This is a genomic window from Burkholderia sp. SRS-W-2-2016 (assembly GCF_001931485.1).
Lineage (GTDB): Bacteria > Pseudomonadota > Gammaproteobacteria > Burkholderiales > Burkholderiaceae > Paraburkholderia.
In genome coordinates this window covers 34,350-46,755 of the sequence record NZ_MSDV01000010.1, presented here as the reverse complement: position 1 = coordinate 46,755, position 12,406 = coordinate 34,350, and the positions used below count along the sequence as shown (strand labels likewise).

At 63.7% G+C, this 12,406-nt stretch carries 12 protein-coding genes, 1 tRNA gene, 1 pseudogene and 1 riboswitch; of the genes and pseudogenes, 13 read left to right on the top strand and 1 reads right to left on the bottom strand.

The genetic code is table 11. From position 1 onward, the window contains the following. Positions 1-143, bottom strand: a pseudogene (glyA, locus tag BTH42_RS02970) (serine hydroxymethyltransferase); the annotation flags it as partial. A 166-nt stretch (positions 144-309) separates the two neighbouring features. Then, positions 310-442, bottom strand: a riboswitch (ZMP/ZTP riboswitch). Between the two features lie 247 nt (positions 443-689). Here glyA and ydfG point away from each other — a divergent pair. The 13 genes from ydfG to BTH42_RS02905 all read left to right on the top strand — a co-directional run bounded on the left by ydfG (position 690) and on the right by BTH42_RS02905 (position 12,360). Further along, positions 690-1,436, top strand: a complete 747-nt coding sequence (gene ydfG, locus BTH42_RS02965) for a bifunctional NADP-dependent 3-hydroxy acid dehydrogenase/3-hydroxypropionate dehydrogenase YdfG (protein WP_075295610.1) — start codon at positions 690-692, stop codon at positions 1,434-1,436. A gap of 204 nt (positions 1,437-1,640) precedes the next feature. Continuing rightward, positions 1,641-2,105, top strand: a complete 465-nt coding sequence (ybgC, locus tag BTH42_RS02960) for a tol-pal system-associated acyl-CoA thioesterase (RefSeq protein WP_075295608.1) — start codon at positions 1,641-1,643, stop codon at positions 2,103-2,105. Positions 2,106-2,293: 188 nt separating this feature from the next. Beyond that, complete coding sequence (tolQ, locus tag BTH42_RS02955) at positions 2,294-2,971, top strand: protein TolQ (protein ID WP_075295606.1); 678 nt, start codon at positions 2,294-2,296, stop codon at positions 2,969-2,971. Positions 2,972-2,981: 10 nt separating this feature from the next. Beyond that, on the top strand, positions 2,982-3,425 hold the full coding sequence (tolR, locus tag BTH42_RS02950; RefSeq protein WP_075295604.1) for a protein TolR: 444 nt from the start codon (positions 2,982-2,984) through the stop codon (positions 3,423-3,425). Continuing rightward, positions 3,422-4,471, top strand: a complete 1,050-nt coding sequence (tolA, locus tag BTH42_RS02945) for a cell envelope integrity protein TolA (RefSeq protein WP_075295602.1) — start codon at positions 3,422-3,424, stop codon at positions 4,469-4,471. Before tolR ends, tolA begins: the two co-directional genes overlap by 4 nt. Before the next feature lie 138 nt (positions 4,472-4,609). After that, positions 4,610-5,902, top strand: coding sequence for a Tol-Pal system beta propeller repeat protein TolB (gene tolB, locus BTH42_RS02940; protein WP_075295600.1), 1,293 nt, complete (start codon positions 4,610-4,612; stop codon positions 5,900-5,902). A gap of 32 nt (positions 5,903-5,934) precedes the next feature. After that, positions 5,935-6,441: a peptidoglycan-associated lipoprotein Pal gene (pal, locus tag BTH42_RS02935; RefSeq protein ID WP_075295598.1), complete on the top strand. Its 507-nt coding sequence runs from the start codon at positions 5,935-5,937 to the stop codon at positions 6,439-6,441. A gap of 20 nt (positions 6,442-6,461) precedes the next feature. Continuing rightward, positions 6,462-7,211: a tol-pal system protein YbgF gene (gene ybgF, locus BTH42_RS02930; RefSeq protein ID WP_075295596.1), complete on the top strand. Its 750-nt coding sequence runs from the start codon at positions 6,462-6,464 to the stop codon at positions 7,209-7,211. A gap of 210 nt (positions 7,212-7,421) precedes the next feature. Beyond that, positions 7,422-7,497: transfer RNA gene (locus BTH42_RS02925), tRNA-Lys, on the top strand. Between the two features lie 511 nt (positions 7,498-8,008). After that, complete coding sequence (locus BTH42_RS02920; protein ID WP_075295594.1) at positions 8,009-9,097, top strand: ABC transporter ATP-binding protein; 1,089 nt, start codon at positions 8,009-8,011, stop codon at positions 9,095-9,097. Further along, the gene (locus BTH42_RS02915) at positions 9,087-10,013 is read left to right on the top strand and encodes a carbohydrate ABC transporter permease (protein WP_075295592.1); all 927 of its coding nucleotides are present in this window, start codon (positions 9,087-9,089) and stop codon (positions 10,011-10,013) included. The genes BTH42_RS02920 and BTH42_RS02915 overlap by 11 nt, the downstream gene beginning before the upstream one ends. Continuing rightward, a complete protein-coding gene (locus BTH42_RS02910) occupies positions 10,010-10,873 on the top strand; it encodes a carbohydrate ABC transporter permease (RefSeq protein WP_075295590.1) in 864 nt (287 codons plus the stop codon). Before BTH42_RS02915 ends, BTH42_RS02910 begins: the two co-directional genes overlap by 4 nt. A gap of 155 nt (positions 10,874-11,028) precedes the next feature. Beyond that, entirely contained in the window at positions 11,029-12,360 is a 1,332-nt protein-coding gene (locus tag BTH42_RS02905; protein WP_075295588.1) for an extracellular solute-binding protein, read from the top strand. Positions 12,361-12,406: the final 46 nt, after the last annotated feature.

The window sequence follows — 12,406 nt, the reverse complement described above, 5'->3', positions numbered from 1 at the left end:
TGCGCGGCCATCACCGCCGGGCTCGTGTAGTTTTCCGACGCGATCAGTTCGATGTGCTCTTCCTGACGGCGGTTTTCCTGCTCGATGACCTTCCAGAGTTCAGGATCGACGTTGGCGATGGTGCTTTGGGCTCTGTCAAACATACGGGTTCCGTTGAGTGTGTTCAGGTTGACCGGATCGTGCGCCGAATCGTGCGTAGGGGGTACGCAGCGCTGCAGGCGGCGAGGCCTGCCCTGATGTGGCGAATGGAGAGTCGCCGCACACGCGAGGCAAGCCAGCCACCGTCAGCGCAGATTAGTGCGCGCGGTTCACGGCTGCCCAGGCGAACGGCAAAACGGCACCCTGCGCTTCACGGTGGGTTGTTCCACCTTGAACCCGATTGGTTGATGCTGAATCGGTTGAGTCGGACGACTCGGTTCTATCGCCAGTCACGCAGGGTCGAGCGCGTTAGTGTATTGGAAGAGGCCCGAATAGGCAACCTGCGACGGGGCGCTCCGGCGCCTGCTGGCAGGGCCTTCAGCGCAGCTGCCTCACCCCTGTCGCATACGTCTGACGAAAGCTCCCGGGCCATCGCGCGCGCCCGTTGCAGGCGCTTGCCGTGGCCGCGAGTCCAGCTCCCCTATCCTTGCCGCAGCGCCGCATTGGAAGTAGGCTTGGGGCCTTTCTCTTTCACCGACCAGGGAACTGTAATGATCGTGTTCGTCACTGGGGCGTCGGCAGGCTTCGGCGCCGCCATCGCCCGCGCCTTCGTCAAGGGCGGCCATCGCGTCGTCGCCACCGCGCGCCGCAAAGACCGCCTGCAAGCACTCGCCGACGAGCTCGGCGACAAGCTGCTGCCGTATGAACTCGACGTGCGCGACCGCGCTGCCGTCGAAGCCGTGCCGGCCTCGCTGCCGGCCGAATTCGCGGCGCTCGACGTGCTCGTCAACAATGCCGGCCTCGCGCTCGGCACCGAACCGGCGCAAAAAGCCAGCCTCGACGAGTGGAACACGATGATCGAGACCAACTGCACGGGGCTCGTGCAGGTCACCCATGCGCTGCTGCCCGGCATGATCGAGCGCAATCGCGGGCATATTTTCAATCTGGGTTCGGTGGCGGGCCGCTGGCCGTACGCGGGCGGCAACGTGTACGGCGCGACCAAGGCATTCGTGCGCCAGTTCAGCCTGAACCTGCGCGCCGACCTCACGGGCACCGCGCTGCGCGTGACCGATATCGAGCCGGGCCTGTGCGGCGGCACCGAATTCTCGAACGTGCGCTATCGCGGCGACGACGACAAGGCCGCCAAGGTCTACGAGAACGTTCAGCCGCTGACGGCCGAGGACATCGCCGATTCGATCTACTGGATCGCGACGCGGCCGGCCCACGTGAACATCAACACGATCGAGCTGATGCCGGTCGCGCAGTCGTTCGGCGGCTTGACCGTGCATCGCGGCTGAACTGGCGGCGCGGGCGGCGCTTCATGACGGTCGGTCATGAACCCGCCGCCCAGAGCGACCGGCCCGGCGGGGGCGCGCTCCAGGTTGCCCCCGGACGCCGCGACCGCCCGCCAGGCAGCGCTTTTGCCTCGCCAGATGCCCGCTCAGGCCCGCCAAACGGGGCGCACATTTTGAAACAGACCCCAGGGTATACGTTCCGGTAGAATGCGCCGCATGAATATGTCGACCAGTCAGCCCGGAACGGAAATCGGGTACACGTGGCCGATCCGCGTGTATTACGAAGACACCGATGCCGGCGGCATCGTGTTTTACGCCAATTACCTGAAATTTTTCGAACGGGCGCGTACCGAATGGCTGCGCGCGTGCGGCGTCGACCAGCACCGGCTCGCGGAAGAAACCGGCGCGATTTTCATCGTGCGCAGCACCGCGGTCGACTACCGGGCTCCGGCCCGTCTCGACGACATCGTGAAAATTGTCAGCCGGATCGAGCGGCTTGGCCGCGCTTCGGTAGACTTCGTGCAGGAAGCGTGGCGCGAAGGCACGTTGCTTGCTACCGGGTCAATCCGGATCGGCTGCGTGGACCGCGCCGCGTTGCGGCCGGCCGCGATTCCCGCGCCGGTTCTCGCCGCTCTGCGGCGCGGGCCGGGCGTCAGTCACGGGGTGGACTGAACGGCAGCAGCATGTCAACGCACCATTACCCTGGCTCGTTGTTACGGGGCCGGTGAACTCGTACCGATCACGCAACACAAAGCATGGTTCGGCCTCGCGCGTCGCCGAAGCTGCCGTTTTGCCCACGGCAAGCCTGATGCGGCCCTGTAGCCGGACGCCCCCTTTCCGGGACGTTAACAAGAATCTTTATGAACACTACACAAGATCTGTCGATCGTTTCACTAGTACTCAACGCAAGCCTGCTCGCCCAGGCGGTCATGGCTCTGCTGCTGATGCTGTCCCTGCTGTCGTGGACTTTCATCTTCCGCAAGTGGTTTGCGATTCGCCGGGCGCGCGCGCAAACTGAACGCTTCGAGCGTGATTTCTGGTCGGGCGGCGATCTGCAGGCGCTTTATCAGAGCGCCGCGAACAACCGCCACACGATCGGCGCGCTCGAGCGGATTTTCGAATCCGGCATGCGCGAATTCCTGAAGGGCAAGGAAAAACGCCTGAACGATCCGGGCGCGATTCTCGACGGCGCGCGGCGTGCAATGCGCGCGGCATTCCAGCGCGAAATGGACGTGCTCGAAGCGAACCTCGCGTTCCTCGCGTCGGTCGGTTCGGTCAGCCCGTATATCGGTCTGTTCGGTACGGTGTGGGGGATCATGAATGCGTTCCGCGGCCTCGCCAACGTGCAGCAGGCCACCCTCGCGAACGTCGCGCCGGGCATCGCCGAAGCGCTGACCGCGACCGCGATCGGTCTGTTCGCCGCGATTCCGGCGGTCGTTGCGTACAACCGCTACGCGCACGACATCGACCGGCTGGCAATCCGCTTCGAGACCTTCATCGAGGAATTCTCGAACATCCTGCAGCGTCAGGCACAGTAAGGAGGCCACGATGGCAGGCTCCCGCTCCAGCATGCGCGGTTCGCGCTCGCGTCGCGCAATGGCCGACATCAACGTCGTGCCGTACATCGACGTGATGCTCGTGCTGCTCGTGATTTTCATGGTGACCGCGCCGCTCGTCGCGCCGTCGATCGTCAATCTGCCGACCGTCGGCGGTGCCGCGCCGCAACAGCAGATGCCGCCCGTGATGGTCAACATCCGCGCGGACGGCAACATGAGCGTCAAGTACAAGGACGACGCCGGCGCGCAGCAGCAGGAAGACATGACGAAGGCCGATCTGAAGAGCTTCATCGCCGACCGGGCGGAATCGCACCCGGATCAGCCGGTCGTGATCGCCGCCGATAAAACGGTGAAGTACGAAATCGTGATGAACGTGATGTCCGAGCTGAAGGCTCAGGGCGTCAAGCGCGTTGGCCTGCTCGTCAAATCGCAATGATCCGCAAGAACTCCGAATACCCGCTTCAGCCGCCGCGTGAGCGCGGCACCGGGCGAGCGTTTCTGTTCGCGCTGGCGATGCACGCCCTGCTCGGGTTCTTCCTGTACCACGGCATCCAGTGGCAGAACAGCACGCCCGAGGGCGCGGAAGCGGAACTGTGGACCGAAGTGCCGAACGTGGCGACGCCGCGCCCCGTCACTCCGCCGCCGCCCCCGGTGCCGGTCGCCCCTGCCCCGCCGGTGCGCGACGACCAGGCGGACATCGCGTTGCAGGAAAAGAAACGTCAGCAACAGCAACAGGCGGCGCGTGAAGCGCAACTGGTTGAGCAGCAGCGTCAGCAGAAACTGAAAGAGCAGCAGGAAGCGCAAGCAAAGCGTGAACAGCAGGCGGCCGATCAGGCAGCCCAGCTCGCCGCGCAGAAGGCCGCCAAGCTCAAGCAGCAACAGCAGGATCAGCAGCAGGCCGCGAAGCTGAAGCAACAGCAGCTCGCCGAACAGCAGAAGCAGCAGCAACTCGCCGAGCAGCAGAAGCAACAGCAACTGAAGGCCCAGCAGGAGCAGCAACAGAAGCAGGCTCAGGCGGAAGCGCAGAAGAAGGCCGACGCGGAGAAAGCCGCGAAGGCCAAGGCGCAAGCCGAAGCGGCCGCGCAGGCGAAGAAGCAGCTGGACTCGGAACGTCGCGCGCGTCTCGCGCAGATGCAGGGGATGGCGGGCCCGCCGGGTTCGACCGGCAACGGTCTGGGCAAGAGCGGCACGGGCAGCGGTTCGGGTGGCACGGCGGCTTCGCCGGGTTACGCGGACAAGGTGCGCCGGGCGGTGCGGCCGAACATCTCGTGGGGCGGTGAAACGGAAGGACTGGAAACCGTGATCGCCGTGCGCTGCTCGCCGACCGGGACGTTGCTGAGCGCCAGCGTGTCGCGCAGCAGCGGCAATGCCGCCTGGGATGCAGCCGCGTTGCGCGCGGTGCAGCGTTCGGATCCGATGCCGCTCGACGTGAATGGCAAGGCGCCGGAAAGCTTCTACATCACGCTGCGTCCGGCTGGTTGAGGTGTCGGCTGACAGCCGGTTGACGGCCACCGCCCCGCCCTTTGCGGCACGGCGGTGCGTGGGAACGAATTAGCCGTTTGCCGGTCTGTCTGTCGTCGCGAAGTATTGAGTAAAACCGTTTTGAGGAATCCATACAGCATGAGTTTGATGACCAAGCTAGGCCTGCGAACACTCGTGGCAACGTGCCTGATCGCCGTCGGCGGCGCCGCCAACGCACAACTCAACGTCCTCGTGACGGGCGTCGGATCCACCCAGTTTCCGATCGCAACGGCGACCTTCGCCAATGAAGCGAACTCGCCGCAACAGGTCAGCGCGATCGTGCGCCAGGACCTGCAACGCAGCGGCAAATTCACCAATATCGACGCTGGCTCGACGCCGGTTTCCGAAACCGATTCGGTCGACCTCGGCGCGTGGAAGGCCAAGGGTGCCAACGCGTTCGTCGCCGGCAGCGTGAACCGTTTGCCGAACGGCCAGTACGAAGTGCGCTTCAAGCTGTACGACACGGTCAAGGGCGAAAATCTCGGCGGCCTCGTGCTGGTGAGCCCGGAAAGCGGTCTGCGCATGAGCGCGCACAAGGTCGCCGACTACATCTACGCGAAGCTGATGGGCACCCGCGGCGTGTTCGCGACGCGTCTGTCGTACGTGATCCGCAGCGGCGGCCGCTATCAGTTGCAGGTGTCGGATTCGGACGGCCAGAACGCGCATATCGCGCTGTCGAGCCCCGAGCCGATCATCTCGCCGGCCTGGTCGCCGGACGGCACCAAGGTCGCGTACGTTTCGTTCGAAAAGAAGAAGCCGATCGTCTACATCCACGACCTGCCCACCGGCCGCCGTACCGTCGTCTCGGACCAGAAGGGTAACAACAGCGCACCGGCGTGGTCGCCGGACGGCCGCACGCTCGCCGTCGCACTGTCGCGCACCGGCAATACGCAGATTTTCGCGGTCAACGCGGACGGCAGCGGTCTGCGCCGTCTCACGCAAGGCAGCGCGATCGACACCGAACCGGCCTACTCGCCGGACGGCCAGTCGATCTACTTCACCAGCGACCGCGGCGGCGCACCGCAGATCTATAAAATGCCGGCGCAGGGCGAAAGCGCCGGCGCCGCGCAACGCGTCACGTTTACGGGCAGCTACAACACCAGCCCGCGTGTGAGTCCGGACGGCAAGCAGCTTGCCTATATCTCGCGCGTCGGCGGTGGCTTCAAGCTGTATCTCCAGGACCTGCAAGGCGGATCCGCCACGGGCCTGACGGACACGACACATGACGAATCGCCGAGCTTCGCGGCGAACGGTCAGTACATTCTTTACGCCACTCAGGTGAACGGCCGTGGCGTGTTGGCCGCAGTATCGACCGATGGTCGCACTCGGCAGGTCCTGTCCGTTCAGGGTGGTAGCGTCCGCGAACCGTCCTGGGGCCCGTTTATGCAATAACGTTGATGCAATAACACAAGGAGAGTAATCAAATGATGTCCAAACTTCGTTTCGCATTCGCCGTCGCGATGGTCGGTGCGCTGGCTGCCTGCCACTCGGGCGTCAAGCTCGACGAGAACGCCAACAAGGGCGCAGGCTCGGCACAACCGAACCCGAACGACGTCGCGACGGTCAACGTCGACCCGCTGAACGATCCGAACAGCCCGCTCGCGAAGCGCAGCATCTACTTCGACTTCGACAGCTACTCGGTGAAGGACGACTACCAGCCGCTGCTGCAGCAACACGCGCAGTACCTGAAGAGCCACCCGCAGCGTCACGTGCTGATCCAGGGCAACACCGACGAGCGCGGCACCAGCGAATACAACCTCGCACTCGGCCAGAAGCGTGCTGAAGCGGTGCGTCGTTCGCTGTCGCTGATGGGCGTGGGCGACTCGCAAATGGAAGCCGTGAGCCTGGGCAAGGAAAAGCCGCAGGCAACCGGTCATGACGAAGCGTCGTGGGCACAGAACCGCCGCGCCGACCTCGCGTACCAACAGTAAGTCAACGTGTGATGAGCCGAATGACGCATCGTTTCTCCTGGCTGCGGCTTGCCGCAGCGGCCTGCGTCGCAGGCACGGCCCTCGCGGCCGTGCCCGCCCATGCGGGCATCTTCGACGACGATCAGGCCCGCCAGGCCATTCTCGATCTGCGTTCGAAGACCGATAGCCTGTCGAGCCAGCTGTCGGCCGCGCAGCGCACGATCCTCGATCAGTCCAACCGTCTCGACCAGCTGAACCAGCAGGTCGCGACGCTGCGCGGACAGAACGAGGACATGGCGAACCAGCTCGCGACGCTGCAAAAGCAGCAGAAGGACTACTACACCGATCTCGACACGCGCCTGAAGAAATTCGAGCCGCAGCAACAGACGGTGGACGGCGTCCAGGGCGAGGTGCAGCCGGGTGAAACCGAGGCGTTCAACGCGGCTTCACAGCAGTTCCGCAGCGGCGACTTCAAGAGCGCGGCAGCGTCGTTCCGCAGCTTCATCTCCAAGTATCCGACGAGCCCCTACCAGCCGACCGCGCAGTACTGGCTCGGCAACGCGCTGTATGCATTGCGCGACTACAAGGGTTCGACGGCGACGTGGCAAGGTGTGGTGGCCAAATACCCGCAGCATCCGCGGGCGCCGGAAGCACTGCTGGCGATCGCGAACAACCAGCTCGAGCAAGGTCAGAAGGCCGCGGCCAAGAAGACGCTCGAGCAGATCCTCGCGCAGTATGGCGGCTCCGATGTCGCACAGACCGCGCAGAGCAAGCTGTCGCAGATCAAGTAGTCGATGGTGGTGGTTGGCAGTAACGCGCAGTGTCCGATGTGATAGCCACGCGCGCCTCTCGCTGGAAAGCCCGGGTAGCAATGCCCGGGCTTTTCATTTTGGGGCCGCGGATTTTGTTGTGCCGAGGCGCCCGCGTGACTTCTCCATAACTTGTTGGCCATCTAGGGTTGACAGGCCATAAGTCGGCCGATATAATTTCGCTTCTCTTTTGGGTCGTTAGCTCAGCTGGTAGAGCAGCGGACTTTTAATCCGTTGGTCACAGGTTCGAATCCCGTACGGCCTACCAAAGATTTGCTGTAGAACAAAGGGCCTGCTCATGCAGGCCCTTTGTTTTTTCGGCATCACTTTCATGTCCCATGCGGCACGGTCAATCGCATCGTCTCGCCGCTCACCCAGCTCAAGCACTCCCCCGTCGTAACACCAATCGATCATCTCCTACACCGTGACGAGCATCATTCGGTCTTCGTCGATTAGTTAGGATACTTAACATCACGACAGAGCGTCCCGATCTCAGGTCCAACACGTTTGGAAGGCTCTTCGGCTCTCCCTCCTCGCAGCGTCCGCACGCGAATTCTCTCAACACGTCCCCCGTAATTCTTCACCCTCTAGCGAATCGAGCCTTACACCGCGTTACGAGAAGCGCGTGATCCACTTCGCATCACCACCCGAATCAATAAGGAAAACTCAGTATCTGGGAATCGAATTGTCAGTGTTTACACGAAGGGTCACAGGGGTGTTCTTTTCATAATATCAACGCACTAAATGCGGCGGTACGAGACTACTCCACTGGAGGCACCGTGACGGGCATCCGATTGAGCGGCGTAACAAAGCGGTATGGCGAAACCGAGGTAATCACCGGCCTCGACCTCGACATTCATTCAGGTGAGTTCCTCGTCTTTCTCGGCCCTTCCGGCTGCGGCAAATCCACATTACTGCGCATGATCGCCGGACTCGAAACCGTCAGCGACGGCCAGATCAGCATTGGCGAGCGACGCGTGAACGAACAGCCGCCCGGCAAGCGCGGCGTCGCGATGGTGTTTCAGCACTACGCGCTGTATCCGCACATGACCGTCTACGACAACATGGCGTTCGGCCTGCGCAACACCGGCGTCGCGGCGGGCGAAGTCGACCAGCGCATCAACGAGGCCGCCCGCATGCTCGAACTCGGCCCGCTGCTGCAGCGTCGCCCGGCCCAGCTTTCCGGCGGCCAGCGCCAGCGCGTCGCGATCGGCCGCGCAGTCGTCAAGGAGCCCGAAGCATTCCTGTTCGACGAACCGCTGTCCAATCTCGACGCCGCGCTGCGCACCCGCACGCGGCTCGAACTCGCACGCATCCATCAGCGCCTGCACTCCACGATGGTGTTCGTCACCCACGACCAGGTGGAAGCGATGACGCTTGCCACCCGCATCGTCGTGATGAACCGCGGTCGCATCGAGCAGATCGGCGCGCCGCTCGACATCTACAAACGACCCGCGACGCGCTTCGTCGCGGGCTTCATCGGCACACCGTCGATGAACTTCATCGACGTCGAACGCGCGGGCGACAACGGCGGCCGGCTGATCGTCGCGCTGCCGTTCGACGGCGTGCAAACGCCCACCGCCATCGATAGCGCGAGCCTGCCCGCAGGCAAGCTCACGCTCGGCGTGCGCGCGGAACACGTGCTGCTCGATCCGCATGGGCCGCTGGTCGGCCGCGCGGAAGTGATCGAACGGCTCGGCGACCGTTCGCTCGCGCATGTGAGCATGCCCAACGGTCAATTGCTGGTGGCCGAATTGCCCCGCGCGCATGAACTCGAGATCCAGACCGGCGACACGATCCGCATGAGTCTCGACGCCGCGCATCTGCATCTGTTCGACGAAACCGGCAAGGCCTGGCATGGCCTCTAACCGCTCGTTCGCGCTGCCGCTGCCGAAAACCCGCGAGGGCCGGCGGCGCAATCTTCGCGCGCCGTGGTCGAACGCATTGTTCGTGCTGCCGTTCGTGATCGTCTACGTGCTGCTGCTGGTCGTGCCGCTGTGCTTCGGCTGGTGGCTCAGCCTGCAACGCGTCGATCTGCTCGCCGGCACCAGCGACTTCATCGGCATCCGCAACTATCTCGATCTGACGCTCGATCCGATCTTCCGCGGCGCGCTGCGCAACACCTTTTACTTCGTCATCCTGACGGTGCCCGTGTTCGTGCTGCTCGGTCTCGCGCTCGCGCTGGTGCTGAATCGTCCGGGCCGCTTCGGCGCGGCGCTGCGCGCGCTCTTTTTTGGCTCGTCGGTGTTATCGGTCACAATCGTCACGCTGGTCTGGAAGCTCGTGATGATGCCGGGCAACGGCCTGCTCGCCGACATCAGCCACGCACTGCACCTGCCCGAATTCGTGCCGCTGATGCACGAAGCCACCGCGCTGCCGGCCATCGCGGTCGTCACGGTCTGGTGGATCATGGGCCTGCCGATGATGCTGTTCCTCGCCGCGCTCCAGCAGATTCCGCAGGAGCTTTACGAAGCCGCTGCACTCGACAACGCAAGCCGCTGGCGCACCTTCACGAAAATCACACTGCCGTCGATCTGGCGCACTGTCGCGCTAGTGGCCGTCATCGAAGCGGTGCTGCAATTCCAGCTGTTCGGTCAGGCGCAGTTGCTCACCGACGGCGGCCCCAACAATTCGACCCGCCCGCTGGTGCAATTCATCTACGAAACCGGCTTCAAGCAATGGTCGTTCGGCTATTCCGCAGCGGCGGCGCAGGTGCTGTTCGCGCTGATGCTGATCGGTGTGGTCGCGCAGGCCTGGCTGCTGCGCAAGAAGGAGAAGGCATGAGCACGCTCGCTTTCGAAACCCGTCCGCGCGGCTCGCTGAGCGGGCGCCTGGGCGACCGCCTGATGCTCGGCGCGGTGATCGTGCTCGCACTGCTGTGGATCACGCCGCTGCTGTGGGTGCTGTGCCTGTCGTTCAAGCCGAATGCATTTCTCGAACAGCACACCGACGTGCTGTTCTCGCCGCCGTTCACGCTGCAGAACTATACGAACATCCTCAATACGTCGGCGGTCGGCGGATGGCTCGTCAACAGTCTGATCGTGTCGATCGGCCAGACGCTGCTCACGCTCGTGATCGCGTCGCTCGCCGGTTACGGTTTCGCGCGCACCGAGTTTCCGGGCCGCCGCTATCTGTATGTGCTCTGCCTGTGCGGACTCGCGGTCCCGGAGCAGGCGCTGGTGATTCCGCTGCACCACATCTTCGCGACGCTCGACTGGCACAACACCTACGGCGCGCTGATCCTGCCGCGTCTCGCGTCGCCGTTCGGCGTCTATCTGATGACGCAGTACTTCAAGGCGGTGCCGATCGAGATCGAGGAAGCCGCGTTGCTCGACAACGCGTCGCGCTTCAAGGTGTTCTGGCGCGTCGTGCTGCCGCTGTCGCTGCCGGCGCAGGCGACGCTCGCGATCTTCACGTTCCTCAGCGCATGGAACGACTATCTGTGGCCGCTCGTGTCCGCATCGAAGCCCGAGATGTACACGCTGACGATCGGGCTCGCGTCCACCCAGGGCAACTTCGCGCAGTCCGAAGGCATTGGTTATCTGATGGCGCAGGCGATCTTCGCCGGCCTGCCCATCTTCGTGTTGTACCTGTTCTTCCAGAAGTACATCGTGGCGGCCGTCTCCGGCACCGCGGCTCGCTAACCGCGCGGCGGCTGGAACGCCCTAGAACACCAGTCGAGTCGAACGCGTGCATGCCAGACGGTGTATCGACCGATCGGATTTGATTCGCAGTACCAATAACATTCGCCCCTGCACACGCATGCAGCGCGTACCGTGGGCTTTCCCAGGAGACAGACATGAGTAGATCGTTGGTACGTGGCGCACTCGCGCTTGCTGCGTTCGGCCTCGCGACAACCCTCGCGACACCCGCACAGGCCAGAACGGAAATCACGTTGTCGCGTTTCTTCGGCGCCTGCGACGCCGAATACGGCAAAGTGAACGACGTGAGCAAGGCGTCCGGCGAGTGCGGCATCATCACGACACTGGTGAACCAGTTCAACGCGACGAACAAGGAAGACATCGTCGTGAAGCCGCAGATCATCGAATGGGCGCCCTACTACACGCAGCTCGACGCGCGCATTCTGAGCCGTGATGTACCGACGATCTCGGTCATGCATGAGGCGGTACTGGGCGACTACGTGAAGCGCAACCTGGTCGAACCGCTCGACGACGGTTTCAAGTCGGTAGGCGTCGACACGAAAGACTTCACGGGCCAGGCACACCGTGCGGTCACTTTCGGCGACAAGACCTACGCGCTGCCGTTCGACACGCATTCGTGGCTGTGGCACATCAACGTGAATCTGCTCAAGAAGGCGGGCCTCGTCGATGCGAGCGGTCAGCCGGTCCTGCCGAAAACGCCGGACGAGCTGCTCGCGCAGGCCAAACAGTTCAAGGACAGGACCGGGCTGCCGTACTTCGCGGTGCCGATCGCGAATGAATCGGCCGCGCAAACGCGCTCGTTCTATACCTGGGTCTACCAACAGAACGGCACGCTGTTCCCCGGTGGTCCGACGAAGATCGACATGCACACGCCGGCCGCCGCCAACGCGCTCACGCTCTACGACAAGCTGACGAAAGCGGGCGACATCACGCCGGGGCTCGACTACGGCGCGGCCAACCAGGCATTCGAAAACGGCAAGGCGGGCGTGCTGATGTGCGGCACGTGGGTGATCGAGGACTTCACGAATCTGTCGAAGAAGCCGGGCACCGCGCTCGCCAACGGCTACGACGTCGTGCCGTTCCCGAACCTGTATCAGAAGAAAGCGGTGTGGGCCGACGGTCACTCGTGGGTCATGCTCAAGGGCGGCGCGAAGGACGAGAAAACCCGCCACGCGGCGCTCGTGTTCCTCAAGTTCCTGTCCGATCACGACGGCGACTGGGCTCGCACCGGTCACCTGCCCGCGCGCCAGTCGATCATCACGAGCGACACGTTCAACGCGTTGCCGCATCGCCCGGCCATCAAGGAGATTTCCAGCACCGGCTACGCGCTGCCCAATACGGTGCCGCGCCAGTTCGCGATCCAGCAGATCGTCGGTGAAGAGATCAGCAACATGCTGTCGACCGGCAAACAGGTCGCCGACGTGCAGAAGGAGGCGGAACAGCGCACCAACGCATTGCTCGCGCGCTAATGCCAGCGAAGGTTCACGCAAGCGCGCGAGCCTTCTTCATACAGGC

What these genes read in the sequence shown, in the direction of transcription:
- ydfG (WP_075295610.1), top strand. Translation starts at nt 690, where the DNA reads ATGATCGTGTTCGTCACTGGGGCGTCGGCAGGCTTCGGCGCCGCCATC.
- ybgC (WP_075295608.1), top strand. Translation starts at nt 1,641, where the DNA reads ATGCGCCGCATGAATATGTCGACCAGTCAGCCCGGAACGGAAATCGGG.
- tolQ (WP_075295606.1), top strand. Translation starts at nt 2,294, where the DNA reads ATGAACACTACACAAGATCTGTCGATCGTTTCACTAGTACTCAACGCA.
- tolR (WP_075295604.1), top strand. Translation starts at nt 2,982, where the DNA reads ATGGCAGGCTCCCGCTCCAGCATGCGCGGTTCGCGCTCGCGTCGCGCA.
- tolA (WP_075295602.1), top strand. Translation starts at nt 3,422, where the DNA reads ATGATCCGCAAGAACTCCGAATACCCGCTTCAGCCGCCGCGTGAGCGC.
- tolB (WP_075295600.1), top strand. Translation starts at nt 4,610, where the DNA reads ATGAGTTTGATGACCAAGCTAGGCCTGCGAACACTCGTGGCAACGTGC.
- pal (WP_075295598.1), top strand. Translation starts at nt 5,935, where the DNA reads ATGATGTCCAAACTTCGTTTCGCATTCGCCGTCGCGATGGTCGGTGCG.
- ybgF (WP_075295596.1), top strand. Translation starts at nt 6,462, where the DNA reads ATGACGCATCGTTTCTCCTGGCTGCGGCTTGCCGCAGCGGCCTGCGTC.
- BTH42_RS02915 (WP_075295592.1), top strand. Translation starts at nt 9,087, where the DNA reads ATGGCCTCTAACCGCTCGTTCGCGCTGCCGCTGCCGAAAACCCGCGAG.
- BTH42_RS02910 (WP_075295590.1), top strand. Translation starts at nt 10,010, where the DNA reads ATGAGCACGCTCGCTTTCGAAACCCGTCCGCGCGGCTCGCTGAGCGGG.
- BTH42_RS02905 (WP_075295588.1), top strand. Translation starts at nt 11,029, where the DNA reads ATGAGTAGATCGTTGGTACGTGGCGCACTCGCGCTTGCTGCGTTCGGC.